Consider the following 14,994-nt stretch of genomic DNA (forward strand, 5'->3'; position numbering starts at 1 on the left):
ACTCATGGATTTCATCCGCCCCAGCTAAAAGTCATGCCGTATTCAATCTCGTATTCACTTTTGGTAGACATGCTAGAAACCCACTGATTTCAAGGGATTAGGAAGACGTGTACTATTTATACCATAATCCGCTTTCATAGATAAAGAAAAGGTAAGAAAAATGAAACATTTAGAAATTGAATTGAAAACACTCTTGAAAAAAGATGAGTATGATCGTCTAAAAGACCAGTTCACAGGTGTCACTTCTGTTCTTCAAAAAAATTACTACATCGACACACCTGATTTTGAGCTGCGAGAAAAGAAAGTTGCTATGCGCATTCGAACCTTTGAAGACTGGGCAGAATTGACACTCAAAGTCCCACAAAGTGTTGGGAACATGGAATACAACCAAAAATTGCAACTAAAAGATGCTGAGAACTATCTGAGTAAGGAAGAACTTCCTCAAGGGCTGGTTCTTGATGAATTGGCTAAACATGGTATCCAAACTAGTGAATGGCAGGTTCTTGGTTGTCTAACAACGCTTCGCTATGAAATGCAAACAGCTATCGGTCTCATGGCTCTGGATGAAAGTCAATACTTTGATATGACGGATTACGAATTGGAGCTTGAAGTGGAAAATCACGAGCAAGGCAAACAGGATTTCCAACAATTTTTAGAGAAAAATCAGATTTCCTATCAAAAAGCTCCTTCAAAATTGGTTCGATTTGTCAAAAGTATGAAAAATAGCTGAAATAATCTCCATTTTTTGGTAAAATAGAAAAGATAAAAATACAAAAATCCCAGTTCATATATGTAAGGCAAATATCACTAGGATTTATAAAGTTTACAGAGGACGGTCTATAATGTCAGATAGAAAAAACATGAAACTTTTCGCACTCAACTCTAACCAAGAGATTGCACAGAAAATTGCCCAAGCTGTTGGTGTCCCACTTGGAAAACTATCATCACGTCAATTTTCAGACGGAGAAATCCAAGTAAATATCGAAGAAAGTGTCCGTGGTTATGATGTGTACATCATCCAATCAACAAGTTTCCCTGTTAACAACCACCTAATGGAATTGCTTATCATGGTCGACGCTTGTGTGCGCGCAAGTGCCCACAGTATCAACGTTGTCCTTCCATATTTTGGCTATGCACGTCAAGACCGCATTGCTTCACCACGTGAGCCACTTACAGCTAAACTAGTTGCTAATATGCTAGTTAAGGCTGGGGTTGATCGTATCCTGACTCTTGATTTGCATGCCGTTCAGGTTCAAGGTTTCTTTGATATTCCAGTGGATAATCTTTTCACTGTTCCCCTATTTGCAAAACACTATTGCGATAAGGGCCTCCTTGGCTCAGATGTTGTTGTCGTCAGCCCTAAAAATTCAGGTGTCAAACGTGCTCGTAGCTTGGCTGAGTATCTTGATGCTCCTATCGCCATTATCGATTACCCTCAAGACGATGCAACTCGTAACGAAGGTTACATTATTGGTGATGTTGAAGGTAAGAAAGCCATCTTGATTGATGATATTCTTAACACAGGACGTACCTTCTCTGAAGCTGCTAAAATCGTTGAACGTGAAGGGGCTACAGAAATTTATGCTGTTTCTAGCCACGGTCTCTTCGTCGAAGGAGCTGCTGAACTTCTTGACAATACTAAGATTAAAGAAATTCTTGTGACTGATTCAGTAGCAACAAAAGAAAAAACTCCTAAAAACGTATGCTACATCACTGCTAGTGAGTTAATTGGTGATGCCATCGTCCGTATCCACGAAAGAAAACCAGTCAGCCCACTCTTTGCCTACAACAAAAAGAAATAAGGTGATTCTTTGATTTATTTGGACAATGCTGCGACAACTCCTATGTCAGCAGTTGCTATTTCAGCTATGACCAAGGTGATGCAAGAAACCTACGGCAACCCTTCTAGTATTCATGGTCATGGTCGTCAAGCTGGTAAACTCTTACGAGAAGCCCGTCAGGAACTAGCCCAGTTACTGGGGACAAAACCTCAACATATCTTTTTCACTTCTGGTGGGACTGAAGGCAACAATACTGCTATCATTGGCTACTGCCTTCGTCACCAAGAACAAGGAAAACATATCATCACAACTGCCATTGAACACCATGCTGTCCTTGAAACCATTGATTACTTGGTTCAACACTTTGGGTTTGAAGCAACCATTATTCAACCAGAAAATCAAGAAATCACAGCCCAGCAAATTCAAGAGGCCTTACGTGACGATACGATTTTGGTTTCTACCATGTTTGCCAATAATGAGACTGGAAACCTACTGCCCATTGCTGAAATTGGCCAAATACTCAAGCAACACCCAGCCGCCTATCATGTCGATGCAGTTCAGGCTATTGGTAAAATCCCTATACACCCAGAAGAATTGGGCATTGATTTTCTCACTGCTTCTGCCCACAAGTTCCATGGTCCTAAGGGAATCGGCTTTCTCTACGCATCTAGCATGGATTTTGATTCCTATCTACATGGCGGAGACCAAGAACAGAAAAAACGTGCAGGAACTGAAAATTTAGCTGCTATCGTAGGCATGATTGCAGCCCTAAAAGAGGACCTAGAACAGCAAGAAGAACATTTTCAACATGTACAAAATCTAGAAACTGCCTTTCTGGCAGAGCTAGAGGGTATTCAATATTACTTGAACAGAGGAGACCATCATCTCCCTTATGTCCTCAATATTGGATTTCCTGGCCAGAAAAACGACCTCTTACTCCTTCGTCTAGATTTAGCTGGAATTTCAATCTCTACTGGCTCAGCCTGTACGGCAGGCATTGTCCAATCCAGCCATGTTCTTGAAGCTATGTACGGAGCAAATTCAGAACGCTTGAAGGAATCCGTTCGTATCAGTTTGTCGCCACAAAATACCGTTGAAGACCTACAAACCCTCGCAAAAAACTTAAAAGAAATTATCGGAGGTTAGCCATATGGCATTTGAAAAAACCATTCAGTTAAAAAATTGTCGTTACGACTACACTCTTAGCCCTTCTGTTAAAAAATTCACCCTCAAAGATAACACCTTTTTTGAGACAAAAGTTGGTAACTATGAACTGACTCGCCTTTTGGAAAAAGTGCCAAACAGCGGTGAAGGATTCCAACTCAAAATCATCATTAACAAGGAACTTACAGGGGCTAAAATCAATATCACTGACAAGTTTGGCCTTCGTCTGGTTGATATTTTCAAATCAGAAGACCACCACATTCATCAGGAAAAATTCTATTTCCTCATGGATAGCTTGGTAGAACGTGGTGTCTTCACAAAATCGGAAAGATAGGTCCCATATGTTTGAACTGACCTATAAGGACAGCTATCATGTAGAGCGCACTCTCAAGTATGAGGATTACGAGGCTCTCATGCTGGCTCTATCAGGATGTGTGACTCTGCCAGATACACTTTATGTAACTTCTTTGACCTTTCAAGAGCAGGAAGTTTACCAAGGACTGGTCGGAGACCTCTACCGTTTTCTATCACATGCAGATTTTTTACATCAAAACTAAGATTTTTCTTAGTTTTTTCTTGTTTTTGTTGATTTTTTCACAATGTTTCTATAAAATAGAAGAATAGAAAGGTTGTGATTTTGTGAAAGATAAACAGTCTGCTATTCCAAAAGCTACAGCGAAAAGACTCTCTCTCTACTATCGAATTTTTAAGAGATTTCATGCAGAAAAGATTGAACGTGCCAACTCTAAGCAAATTGCAGAGGCTATCGGTATTGATTCAGCGACCGTACGTCGGGATTTTTCCTATTTTGGTGAACTAGGTCGTCGTGGTTTTGGCTATGATGTTAAAAAACTGATGACGTTTTTTGCCGATTTACTCAATGATAACTCTATTACCAATGTCATGCTGGTTGGTATTGGAAATATGGGCCATGCCCTTCTCCACTACCGCTTCCACGAGCGTAACAAGATGAAGATTATCATGGCCTTTGACCTGGATGACCATCCTGAAGTCGGTAGCCAAACTCCTGATGGGATTCCCATTTACGGAATTTCTCAAATCAAGGATAAAATCAAGGATGCTGATGTCAAAACTGCTATCCTGACCGTTCCCAGCGTCAAGTCACAAGAGGTTGCCAATCTCTTGGTGGATGCTGGCGTGAAAGGAATTCTCAGTTTTTCACCAGTCCATCTGCATTTACCAAAGGACGTGGTCGTTCAGTATGTCGATTTGACAAGTGAACTCCAAACCCTCCTCTATTTCATGAGAAAAGAGGATTAGAAAGCGAAAATCATTTTATGAAAAAACCAGTTATAGGGATTACAGGAAACGAAAAAACTCATCCAGATGATGACATCATGATGAGCTACGCAGCAAAAGGCTTTGTTGAAGGCGTTAAAGACGCTGGAGGGATTCCCATCATCCTACCGATTGGTGATCAAGAAATGGCCTGCCACTATATCAGTATGATTGACAAGCTCATCTTGACAGGTGGGCAAAATGTTGATCCAAAATTCTATGGTGAACCAAAAACTATTGATAGCGATGACTACCACCTTCAAAGAGATATATTCGAACTAGCCCTCATCAAGGAAGCTATCAAACAGCAAAAGCCGATTTTCTCTGTCTGTCGTGGGACTCAGCTTTTTAACGTTGCCATGGGTGGAACTTTGTACCAAGATATAGAAGACCACTGGCAGGATTGTTCTGCCGAATACACAACTCAACGCTTGGTGACAGAACCAAATACTGTTCTTCGAGAAATCTATGGAGAAATCTCCCATATCAACTCCTTCCACCACCAGAGCATCAAGGATTTAGCACCAAATTTAAAGATTGCGGCTCATGATCCTAAAGATGGTATTATAGAAGCTGTTATGAGTACGGATGATGTCGCCTTTCTCGGTGTCCAATGGCATCCAGAATTTCTATTTGAAAATCGTCCCAAGGATAAAAATCTCTTTGATTATGTCGTTAATGAACTTTAGATTAAATCCGTCTTTTCACGGTAACTAAAGTAACTAGATTGTGAGACAATCAAATGGTCCAAGAGGACAATCCCCATCAGTTCGCAGGCTTCTTTGACAAGTTTAGTGACATGATCATCATTTCGGCTAGGCGCTACCGCTCCTGAAGGATGATTGTGAACCAAGATGAGAGAAGTCGCCATATGCTTGATTGCATAGTGAAGGATCTCTCGCGGCTCAGCGATACTACGAGTGGCAGAACCGATAAAAATGGTCTGTTGATGGATGATTTGATTTTGAGTATTGAGATAGAGCGCCACCAGGTGCTCTTGTTTTTTGTCCCCTAATTCCTGTTGCATCTTCTTGGCCAACTTTTGACTACTGAGAATACTTTCCATTTCAAGGGTCTCGTATTTGTGAATACGATGCCCCAATTCAATCATAGCTTGCAACTCTATAGCCTTAACACGACCGATACCAGACAGACTCTGCAATTCCTGCAGGGTCATTTTTTTCAAATCCGTTAGGCTTGAAAGATTGCTCAAGACTTTCTGGGCAATTTCAAAAACGCTGGCTTGACGTGTTCCTGTCCTAAGTAAAATAGCTAGCAACTCTTGATTACTGAGCGCTTCAACTCCTTCCTTGGCCAGTCTTTCTCTTGGCAATAATGAATCTTCTTGAAATGAAATACTGTACATAAAAATCCTCCTCACTTTATTATTCGTGAGAAGGATGAAAAATTAGATTTTTTTCTCAATTGGAGCCACACTGGCTAAAAGTTTTTTCAAACCTACTTCTGGGAAATTGATTTTCAATTCCTGCGTAGCACCACTACCTGAAACTTCCAGAACGGTTCCCTCTCCCCACTTCTTGTGGAGGGCAATATCACCAATGGACCAATTTGTCTCACTAGACGCTGATTTTGCGCCAGCTGTAAATTGACCAAATGGGAGACCGCTTGATTGGATAGTTCTTGGGGCAGCACTACGTTTACGGTCTTGAAGAGCTTGAGCCAGACTCATACCTTGACCGAAGGCAAGACCACCACTGCTATATGATGCCTTAAAGCTTGCATTGGCTGGACGGGCCAATCCTTGATACTCAAGCAAGTCTGAACTAATTTCATTAATAAAACGAGTCGGACGGTTGTAGTTGGTACGACCGAAAAGCAGGCGCGAGTTGGCATTGGTCAGATAGAGAATTTTCTCTGCACGCGTAATTCCTACATAGGCTAGACGGCGCTCTTCTTCTAGTTCATCTTGATCTTCAGCTGCACGGCTAAGCGGGAAGACATTTTCTTCCATCCCAATCAAAAATACAACTGGAAACTCTAGACCTTTGGCAGCATGCAGGGTCATCAAGGTCACTTCTGATGTCTCCTGACTACCTGAATCTGTGTCGGCAATCAAGGCCAAGTCATTTAAGAAACGACTCAGTTTGTCCAGACCAGTTTCTTCTTCTGCCACATCAGAGGTGTCATCAAAGTTTTTTGTCACAGAAAGGAACTCTTCGATATTTTCAACCCGAGCCTTGCTTTCTAGAGTTGCTTGGGCATTAAGAATATCGACGTATCCTGTTTTTTCTAGAACAGCCTCAACCAACTCTGTAATAGTTAAGTGATCTAGCTGCTCTCGTAAATCTAGAATCATATTGGCAAAATCCCAGATAGACTGAGATACCTTACCCTTGATACCAGATAACATGATATTAGCTGAAGCATCTAACATAGACATGTCTTGCATATTCGCAAAATCACGGATTTTCTCAACAGTACCTGGGCCAATTCCACGTTTAGGCTCGTTAATAATACGTTCAAAACTAATATTATCACTCAAATTAGCAATAAGGTTGAGGTAGGCAATAATATCACGAATTTCCTTACGGCTGTAGAACTTGGTCCCTCCGACCATTGTATAAGGGATATTTGACTTGAGCAGGGCTTCTTCAATGGTACGAGACTGCGCATTTGTACGATAGAGAACTGCAAAATCCTTGTGAAGAAAGTTTTGACTGCGACTAAGTTCATCGATGGTTCTGGCTACAAATACAGCCTCATCTAGCTCATCATCGGCACGATAGTAAACGATTTGTTCCCCATCAGCGTTTTGGGTCCAGAGATTCTTAGGACGGCGGTTTTTATTGTTTTGAATAACCTCATTGGCCGCTTGGAGAATAGTTTTGGTTGAACGGTAATTCTCCTCCAACAAAACAACCTTGGCTTGAGGATAATCTTTCTCGAAGTCCAAGATATTCTGCATATCAGCACCACGCCAACCGTAGATAGACTGGTCCGCATCTCCAACAACACAGATATTTTTAAAACGGGAAGCCAAGAGTTTGACCAATTGGTACTGAGCATGGTTGGTATCTTGGTACTCATCAACGTGGATGTATTGGAATTTCTGTTGATAATAAGTCAAAACATCAGGATTTTGATCAAAGAGACGCAGGGTCAGCATAATCAAATCATCAAAGTCAACCGACTCCGACTGACGCAGTTCTTTCTGATAGGCTGTATAACACTGGGCCACAATTTGCGTGTACATATCGCCAGCTTGGGCAGCATAAGCCACATCATCAATCAAGTCATTCTTGGCATTGGAAATAGTCCCCAAGATGCTCCGTTCATTCCATTTTTTCGGATCCAAGTTTAACTGCTTAAGAATGCGTTTCATAAGAGTTCGCTGTTCACCAGGATCCACAATAGTAAAATTACGGTTGTAGCCAATATGATCCGCATCACGACGCAGAATACGAACACACATGGAGTGAAAAGTCGCAATCAGACAGTCCTGAGTGGCTGGATTGAGGTTATAAGCACGCTCTTTCATCTCACGCGCAGCCTTATTAGTAAAGGTAATGGCCAAGATATTCCAAGGATTGACCAGCTTTTCATCAATCAGATAAGCAATGCGGTGGGTCAAAACTCGAGTCTTTCCAGAACCAGCCCCCGCCATGATCAACAAGGGACCTTCTGTCGTTTGTACCGCCTCAGCCTGACGGTCATTCATTCCATTTAATAATGCGTTCATCTTCTCTTCCTTACTCTTGAAGTCAATATTTCTATTATATCAGAATTCAGGGAAAATAGAAACTTTACGGGGAGTAGCAAAATATAGTGGATTGAAACTAGAATACTACACTGTGGGTTTCTAAAACACTCGACTCTTTCACTCAATTTTTTCATAAACTAGCTCAATACCTCAATATAAAAAAGTAAATTTAAGATTGGCAATACGAACGTTAAACAGAATTCCATTTATCTTTTTAAAACCAAAACAACGATATCGTAAAACCTCTACACGAACAATAGATTGCGACACTAAAATATTCTCCCCTAGTTTTGCTTTACTAATAGTATATAGGAGGAAAGCCCTGAATCCTAGATCCTCTGTTATGATGTGGTTACAAACAGAGTTGAAAAAAATCTTAAAATCAGAAAAACGCATTATACCAGGTACTTAAAGCTTGATACAATGCGTTTTATTATAAAAAGATCTACTAGATTTTTTATCAAAATAAACTTCCAGTAGTCTTTTCACTTTTTATTAATAAGTCCCTTCTTCACCTTGACTAGTCAAAATAACAGGTCCATCTTTCGTAATGACAAATTGGTGTTCATACTGACATGACAATCCACCGTCAATGGTCTTATGGGCCCAACCAGTCTTCATATCTGTATCAATTTCCCAGTCACCTGTATTGATCATTGGTTCAATAGTCAAGACCATTCCTTCACGAAGACGGAGTCCTCGACCTGCAATACCATAGTTCGGAACCATTGGTTCTTCATGCATGGTTGGGCCAACACCATGACCAACCAAATCACGCACTACACCGTATCCACGACTTTCAGCATATTCTTGAATAGCTGCTCCAATATCACCAATACGATTTCCAACAACAGCTTGCTCAATACCCTTGTACATAGCTTCTTTGGTTACATCCATCAAGTTTTTCACTTCTTCGGACGGTGTACCTACAGCATAAGCCCAACATGAGTCTGCAAGACCACCAGAATAGCTCTGAGTGTATTTCTTCATTTGCTCAACATTGTTGAAGTTTAATTTTGAGACATTCAGGTCAGATTTAGCAATAGGACCTCCCAAAACCATATCAACTTTGAGCAAATCACCATCTTTCAAGATATAGTGACGAGGGAAAGCGTGAGCCACTTCATCATTAAGAGAGCAGCAGGTAGCATAAGGATAGTCCATCATTGCACCATCAACCCCAATCTGAAGCGGAAGGAAATTTTCTTCCTTACAACGACGGCGGACATACTCTTCAACTTCCCACATATCTACGCCAGGCTTAATCAAATCACGTAAGCCGATATGAATACTTGCTAGAAAATCACCGGCCTTATCCATAGCTTCGATTTCACGAGCTGATTTTAATGTTATCATTTTTTCTCCTAGTTTCTAATTAATTTTAACGGTTACATTTGCTTTTGAAACAATCTGGTGACCATGATAAATATCGTAGTCAATAATAGCTGATCGTCTCGTATGATGAATAATCCGTGCTTGAATGCGCAGTATATCATCTATCTGAACAGCCTGCAAAAAGTAGATCAGCATCTGCTCGATAATGAGATTGCGACCACTATTCACAACTAAATCTTGAGTCATATGGGTCAAAATTTCTGCCAATACACCATTAGCCAAAACACCATTTTTCTCTAGCATAAAGGGTTCCACTGTAATCACTACTTCATCATGGTGATAAGAAAGTTTTTGACCAATCTGCTCAGAAAAAGTAGGTAGAGCAGAAACTTGGGAACGACTCATCTTCTCCATGACATCTCGTCTGGTTACAACCCCAAGCAAGGTTTGATTGCTTCGAACAACTGGTACCATTTCAAAGTCTTCTGCTATCATTCGTTGACTCACATTGGCAATATTGGTCGCTAACCCTGTTACGAAGATACTGCGCGTCATCACCTTGTCAATCGTCGTGCTGGGAGACTTGTCTCCTGCGTCACGCATAGTAACAAGCCCAACAACCACTTGATGTTGATTGATAACAGGGAAACGACTGCTACGATTCTTGCGTACCAAGTCCAAATAATCTTTAACAGTGTCTGTCTCTCTCAGAAAACCATATTCATGACTTGGACGATAAAGCTTCTCAACTGTCAAAATATCAGTCTTGATTTGGACATTTGACAAGGCTTTATTGATCATGGTCGCGACAGTGAAAGTGTCATGCTTGCTTCTCAGAACAGGAATTCCTTTTTGATTGGCCAGTTTAAGAACATCATCATGAATCTGAAATCCCCCTGTAACCAAAACGGCATTTTCATTTTCAAGTGCTAACAGTTGGATACGGGTACGGTCTCCGACAATCAAGAGCCCCCCATCATGAAGGTAAGATAAGATATTTTGCTCAGTCATGGCACCGATTGAAAACTTACTAAATTCTCTCTCTAAACCTTCTTGTCCAGCCAGAACCTCAGAAGAGGTCACTTCAGCAATTTCAGCAAAAGTTAATCTTTCGATAGCAACTTTCTGGGATTTAACACGAATTGTTCCACTTCTAGGACGGGTCTCCACAATTCCACGGTTTTCAGCTTCCTTGATAGCGCGATAAGCCGTTCCATCACTGACTCCCAGATGGTTGGAAATGCTACGAACACTGACCCTTTTACCTACTGGTAATTCCTCCAAATAGCTTAGAATTTCCTGATGCTTACTCATTGAATTCTCCTTTTACATACCGAAATTCAAGATAATCCCGCATTTTCCTTGTATAGCGATCACTTCCTTTAAACTGACGAATCAATCGAAATCCAGACTTAAGGGCAACCCGTTGACTAGCTTCATTTTCAAGGTGGGTAATGATGGATAATTGTTTTAAGCCAACTTCTTCAAAAGAAAGTTGACAAATTTTTCTAACAACCTCTGTCATAAATCCTTGCGACCAAGCATCTTTTCTCAAAAAATAGCCAAGTTCAGCTTCTTTTTTAATTTCATCTAACTTTTCAAACTTAACAGAACCAATCATTTTTTCAGTTTTCTTGTCACAAATAGCCCATACTCCCAAAGGGGACTTCATAAAGTAATTGGCCAACGCATATTGGCTCTCTTCCAGACTTGCCTGAGTCGGGAAAATAAATTGAAGATTGTCTGGATTTGAAGCTATCTCATGGAAGTCTTGACTATCACTAAAAAAGAAAGGACGCAAATACAAGCGATCCGTTTCAAAAAAAGAAAACATTGCTAATTTGGTCCAAATATTCATAAACACCTCTACGGTTTAATCCTCAACAAGTGTAATATCCGCTCCTAGATTACGTAATTTTTCGATAATATCAGAATAACCACGTAAGATAAACTCGATATTGGTAATTTCAGTTTTACCTTCAGCCATAAGCCCAGCAATGACTAGTGCAGCCCCAGCTCGTAGGTCAGTCGCTTTAACACTTGCCCCACGCAAATTACGTCCACCTGTGTACAAAATATGACCATTTGTTGTCGAAATGTCCGCATCCATCTTTGCTAGTTCAAAAACATGATTTACACGTTTTTCGTAAATCGTATCAACAATTGTACCACGACCATTCGCTCTTAGTAAAAGTGGGGTAATCGGTTGTTGCAAATCAGTTGCAAAGCCTGGGTAAGGAGCTGTCTTAATATTGATTGCCTTCAAATTAGACTGCTCTTCGACAAAAATGCTGTCTTCAGATACAGTCATTCTCACTCCCATTTCTTCCAGCTTAGCAATAAATCCTTCTAGGTGTTCGTAAAGAACATTATTTATACGAATCCCCTTGCCGACTGCAGCAGCTAAAGATATATATGTTCCAGCTTCAATGCGGTCTGGAATAACCTGATGACGTGTCCCATGTAATCTTTCGACACCATCAATAATGATGATATTGGTTCCTGCCCCACGGATATGGGCACCCATATTATTCAAGAGGGTAGCTACATCAATAATCTCAGGCTCACGGGCTGCATTTTCAATAATAGTACGACCATTCGCTTTAACCGCAGCAATCATCGTATTGATCGTTGCCCCTACACTAACCGTATCCATGTAAATACTTGCACCATGAAGTCCTGTATCTTTAGCAGATAACTTCATGTTATCTCCCTCGTAGCTAACAGTGGCACCCATAGCTTCAAACGCCTTAAGGTGTAAGTCAATCGGACGAGGACCAAGATCACATCCTCCCGGTAGACCAACTGTCGCTTCACCAAAACGACCCAAGAGGCTCCCATAAAAATAGTAAGATGCACGAAGACTGTTGATTTTCCCATAAGGCATTGGAATATTTTGAACACCTCTTGGATCAATCTCCAAGACATCGTCATAACGCTTAACAGTAGCTCCCATCAATTCCATGATTTCGACAAGACTTGCTACATCCGAAATATCTGGAACGCAATCCAAAGTCACCACATCATCAGCCAAGATAATAGCTGGAATTAAGGCTACAACACTATTTTTAGCACCACTAATAGTGATTTCACCTTGTAGTGGTAATCCACCATTGATAACAATTTTTCTCATTCTAAGTTTTCAATACTCTTTCAAGATTTCTAATAAGGTCTTTAAAATAAATTATATCATAAATGCAACCTTTTTTCCATCCTTTTCAATTTTATTGGATAAATCAGAGTTGATGATTTAGTCACTGATACTCAATGAAAATCAAAGAGCAAACTAGGAAGCTAGCCGCAGGCTGCTCAAAACACTGTTTTGAGGTTGTAGATAAGACTGACGAAGTCAGTCACATATATACGGCAAGGCGATATTGACGTGATTTGAAGAGATTTTCGAAGAGTATAATCTTTCTCGAATCGCTATTGCCCCTTTTTTGCCCCCTGAAATCGAGTAGGAGCTAAGACTAACCCCCTTATCTAAGTATCGGAATACGGCTGTTCAACTAAACTTTAGAAAGAACTTCTCCCCCTTCTCTCAGTTCACAGAAGCGTTTTATACATAGCGTCCTATATTTCATGAACAAGACGTTTTCAGGCTAGCATCCTATCAGACAATCTATTTTAAAGATAACCGTGACTCAGGATCACCTCTATCTGTCGTTTTCTCTTTATAGTGATAGACCTCACGGGATAAGTCATACATCTTTCCTCGTGTATACAAGATATGAGGACGTTAAAAGGTTACAGTGAAAATAGAAAATCTTAGTCCGAATTCAATTACTCTCGTGCTTTATGTATATAGGTTACGACTACCTTTTTGGACTTTAGAGTTTTGAGCCCCCTTATCCACTATATACGCCTTACTATCACGTTCCTGTTCGTAGAGCCACGATTTCGCTATCCCTTCCCCTGACGATTCTTATTTCCAGCATCAGACTTAAAACGATCTATCCCCAGACCGTTTTAATCCGCTACCTCACGATAGTCAGGCTTGGGAATCGCTATTTGACTCGCCGAGAATTTTGACATCAGATATACTATAACAAAGTGAAATAAGAATCAAACAATTTAATTTTGAAATTCAAATCAATTGATAACAATATTTTAGAAGATATGCTGTGCTATTCCAGATTCAGTTTGCTATACATCCCGTCGTACCACAAAATCCCGTATCTGATGAGGCACGGGATTTTTTAGCTTCTTTACTGAGATGGATTGTCTTTTTTAGTTCGTGCCAATCTCAGAGCACGATTTGGATTGAGACGATTAAACAGTTCTTCCAATTTCTTTTCATTCCAAACGTCTGCAGCGGAAACAAAATTACCATCCGCATCTCGGAAAGATATCGGTTTATCTCCCATATCAGTCTCCTAGTCTACAAATTCAAACTCAAATTTACCAATGCGGACCAAATCCCCATCCTTAGCACCACGCGCACGAAGGGCTTCATCAACCCCCATACCACGAAGTTGGCGGGCAAATTTCATAACAGATTCATCACGATCAAAGTTGGTCATATTAAAGAGTTTCATGAGTTTTTCACCAGAAAGCACCCATGTTGCATCGTCATCACGACTAATTTCAAAGGCTTTTTCTTCCTCGTCAAATCCATAGTAAGCTTCTTCTTCCATATCTGACTCGTCGTAGAGCAAGAATTCTGGTGTCTTGTCTAACAATTCAGCTGTCGCATCCAAGAGCGTTGCCAAACCTTGCTTGGTCAATCCAGAAATCGGGAAGATAGCTGGTAACTCTTCAAATTCATCGTAGTTTTCAGCCAATTTCTTCTTGAATTCTTCAAGATTTTCCTGACTCTCAGGCATATCCATCTTATTGGCTACGATAATCTGTGGACGCTCCATGAGACGAAGATTGTATGACTCCAGCTCTTTATTGATAGCTAGGTAGTCCTCATAAGGATCACGGCCTTCGCTAGCTGACATATCAATGATATGGAGGATGACACGTGTACGCTCAATGTGGCGGAGGAACTGGGTTCCCAAACCAACACCTTGACTAGCCCCTTCAATCAAACCTGGTAAATCGGCTACTGCAAAAGATTCACCCGATTGGGTGCGAACCATACCTAAATTTGGTACAATTGTCGTAAAGTGGTAGGCTCCAATTTTAGGTTTAGCTGAGGTAATAACACTTAAAAGTGTTGATTTCCCAACAGATGGGAATCCTACTAAACCGACATCTGCCAAGATTTTTAGTTCCAATTGTAACTCACGTTCCTGACCTGGTTCTCCGTTTTCAGAGATTTCAGGTGCAGGATTTTTGGGTGTCGCAAAGCGGATGTTTCCACGTCCACCACGACCACCGTGGGCTACAATAAATTCTTGACCATGTTCAATCAAATCTTTCAAAACCTTGCCAGTCTCTGCATCACGAACAGTCGTACCTTGTGGAACACGAACTCTGAGATCCTCTGCACCACGACCATGCATCCCTTTGGTCATTCCTTTCTCACCAGAATCAGCCTTGAAATGGCGATTATAGCGGAAATCCATGAGGGTACGTAGACCTTCATCTACAACGAAGACGACATTGCCTCCACGACCACCATCACCACCCCAAGGACCACCATTAGGGACATATTTTTCACGGCGAAAGGCAACCATACCATCGCCACCATTACCAGCCTTGACCTTAATCTTGGCTGTATCTAAAAACATACTCATTATTTCT

At 40.8% G+C, this 14,994-nt stretch carries 15 protein-coding genes; 7 read left to right on the forward strand and 8 right to left on the reverse strand.

Annotation, left to right across the window (positions count from 1 at the left end; translation table 11 throughout):
- Positions 1-160 precede the first annotated feature (160 nt).
- The 7 genes from OVN23_RS05670 to OVN23_RS05700 all read left to right on the forward strand — a co-directional run bounded on the left by OVN23_RS05670 (position 161) and on the right by OVN23_RS05700 (position 4,933).
- Positions 161-730: a CYTH domain-containing protein gene (locus OVN23_RS05670; RefSeq protein WP_173218403.1), complete on the forward strand. Its 570-nt coding sequence runs from the start codon at positions 161-163 to the stop codon at positions 728-730.
- 112 nt (positions 731-842) lie between these two features.
- A complete protein-coding gene (locus OVN23_RS05675; RefSeq protein ID WP_004254210.1) occupies positions 843-1,802 on the forward strand; it encodes a ribose-phosphate diphosphokinase in 960 nt (319 codons plus the stop codon).
- A gap of 9 nt (positions 1,803-1,811) precedes the next feature.
- The gene (locus tag OVN23_RS05680) at positions 1,812-2,927 is read left to right on the forward strand and encodes a cysteine desulfurase family protein (protein ID WP_023935874.1); all 1,116 of its coding nucleotides are present in this window, start codon (positions 1,812-1,814) and stop codon (positions 2,925-2,927) included.
- Positions 2,928-2,931: 4 nt separating this feature from the next.
- Complete coding sequence (locus OVN23_RS05685) at positions 2,932-3,279, forward strand: DUF1831 domain-containing protein (protein ID WP_000863540.1); 348 nt, start codon at positions 2,932-2,934, stop codon at positions 3,277-3,279.
- Positions 3,280-3,286: 7 nt separating this feature from the next.
- Positions 3,287-3,502, forward strand: coding sequence for a DUF4649 family protein (locus OVN23_RS05690; RefSeq protein ID WP_173218401.1), 216 nt, complete (start codon positions 3,287-3,289; stop codon positions 3,500-3,502).
- 82 nt (positions 3,503-3,584) lie between these two features.
- Positions 3,585-4,226 (forward strand): redox-sensing transcriptional repressor Rex, encoded by a 642-nt coding sequence (locus OVN23_RS05695; RefSeq protein ID WP_000653414.1) that lies wholly within the window; start codon positions 3,585-3,587, stop codon positions 4,224-4,226.
- A 17-nt stretch (positions 4,227-4,243) separates the two neighbouring features.
- Positions 4,244-4,933 carry a gamma-glutamyl-gamma-aminobutyrate hydrolase family protein gene (locus OVN23_RS05700; RefSeq protein WP_023935878.1) on the forward strand — a complete coding sequence of 230 codons (690 nt, stop codon included), beginning with the start codon at positions 4,244-4,246 and terminating at the stop codon, positions 4,931-4,933.
- On the opposite strand, the gene radC is transcribed toward OVN23_RS05700, so the two are convergent.
- The 8 genes from radC to obgE form a co-directional block, all read right to left on the reverse strand.
- A complete protein-coding gene (gene radC / locus OVN23_RS05705; protein ID WP_054392765.1) occupies positions 4,930-5,610 on the reverse strand; it encodes a RadC family protein in 681 nt (226 codons plus the stop codon). The two genes, OVN23_RS05700 and radC, sit on opposite strands and share 4 nt — an antisense overlap.
- Positions 5,611-5,652: 42 nt before the next feature.
- On the reverse strand, positions 5,653-7,944 hold the full coding sequence (gene pcrA, locus OVN23_RS05710) for a DNA helicase PcrA (RefSeq protein WP_173218399.1): 2,292 nt from the start codon (positions 7,942-7,944) through the stop codon (positions 5,653-5,655).
- A 516-nt stretch (positions 7,945-8,460) separates the two neighbouring features.
- Complete coding sequence (locus OVN23_RS05715) at positions 8,461-9,321, reverse strand: methionyl aminopeptidase (protein ID WP_000631543.1); 861 nt, start codon at positions 9,319-9,321, stop codon at positions 8,461-8,463.
- A gap of 15 nt (positions 9,322-9,336) precedes the next feature.
- The gene (spxR, locus tag OVN23_RS05720; protein WP_173218397.1) at positions 9,337-10,614 is read right to left on the reverse strand and encodes a CBS-HotDog domain-containing transcription factor SpxR; all 1,278 of its coding nucleotides are present in this window, start codon (positions 10,612-10,614) and stop codon (positions 9,337-9,339) included.
- Positions 10,607-11,158, reverse strand: coding sequence for a GNAT family N-acetyltransferase (locus OVN23_RS05725; RefSeq protein WP_173218395.1), 552 nt, complete (start codon positions 11,156-11,158; stop codon positions 10,607-10,609). The genes spxR and OVN23_RS05725 overlap by 8 nt, the downstream gene beginning before the upstream one ends.
- 15 nt (positions 11,159-11,173) lie before the next feature.
- Positions 11,174-12,433, reverse strand: a complete 1,260-nt coding sequence (locus OVN23_RS05730) for a UDP-N-acetylglucosamine 1-carboxyvinyltransferase (protein WP_054392759.1) — start codon at positions 12,431-12,433, stop codon at positions 11,174-11,176.
- Positions 12,434-13,508: 1,075 nt separating this feature from the next.
- Positions 13,509-13,667: a hypothetical protein gene (locus tag OVN23_RS05735; RefSeq protein ID WP_007284777.1), complete on the reverse strand. Its 159-nt coding sequence runs from the start codon at positions 13,665-13,667 to the stop codon at positions 13,509-13,511.
- A gap of 9 nt (positions 13,668-13,676) precedes the next feature.
- Entirely contained in the window at positions 13,677-14,987 is a 1,311-nt protein-coding gene (obgE, locus tag OVN23_RS05740) for a GTPase ObgE (RefSeq protein WP_173234029.1), read from the reverse strand.
- Positions 14,988-14,994: the final 7 nt, after the last annotated feature.

Source organism: Streptococcus sp. Marseille-Q6488 (genome assembly GCF_946902925.1).
Taxonomy (GTDB): domain Bacteria; phylum Bacillota; class Bacilli; order Lactobacillales; family Streptococcaceae; genus Streptococcus.

Coding starts and splice junctions, on each gene's coding strand:
- OVN23_RS05670 (WP_173218403.1), top strand. CDS start 161: ATGAAACATTTAGAAATTGAATTGAAAACACTCTTGAAAAAAGATGAG.
- OVN23_RS05675 (WP_004254210.1), top strand. CDS start 843: ATGTCAGATAGAAAAAACATGAAACTTTTCGCACTCAACTCTAACCAA.
- OVN23_RS05685 (WP_000863540.1), top strand. CDS start 2,932: ATGGCATTTGAAAAAACCATTCAGTTAAAAAATTGTCGTTACGACTAC.
- OVN23_RS05690 (WP_173218401.1), top strand. CDS start 3,287: ATGTTTGAACTGACCTATAAGGACAGCTATCATGTAGAGCGCACTCTC.
- OVN23_RS05700 (WP_023935878.1), top strand. CDS start 4,244: ATGAAAAAACCAGTTATAGGGATTACAGGAAACGAAAAAACTCATCCA.
- radC (WP_054392765.1), bottom strand. CDS start 5,610: ATGTACAGTATTTCATTTCAAGAAGATTCATTATTGCCAAGAGAAAGA.
- pcrA (WP_173218399.1), bottom strand. CDS start 7,944: ATGAACGCATTATTAAATGGAATGAATGACCGTCAGGCTGAGGCGGTA.
- OVN23_RS05715 (WP_000631543.1), bottom strand. CDS start 9,321: ATGATAACATTAAAATCAGCTCGTGAAATCGAAGCTATGGATAAGGCC.
- spxR (WP_173218397.1), bottom strand. CDS start 10,614: ATGAGTAAGCATCAGGAAATTCTAAGCTATTTGGAGGAATTACCAGTA.
- OVN23_RS05725 (WP_173218395.1), bottom strand. CDS start 11,158: ATGAATATTTGGACCAAATTAGCAATGTTTTCTTTTTTTGAAACGGAT.
- OVN23_RS05730 (WP_054392759.1), bottom strand. CDS start 12,433: ATGAGAAAAATTGTTATCAATGGTGGATTACCACTACAAGGTGAAATC.
- OVN23_RS05735 (WP_007284777.1), bottom strand. CDS start 13,667: ATGGGAGATAAACCGATATCTTTCCGAGATGCGGATGGTAATTTTGTT.
- obgE (WP_173234029.1), bottom strand. CDS start 14,987: ATGAGTATGTTTTTAGATACAGCCAAGATTAAGGTCAAGGCTGGTAAT.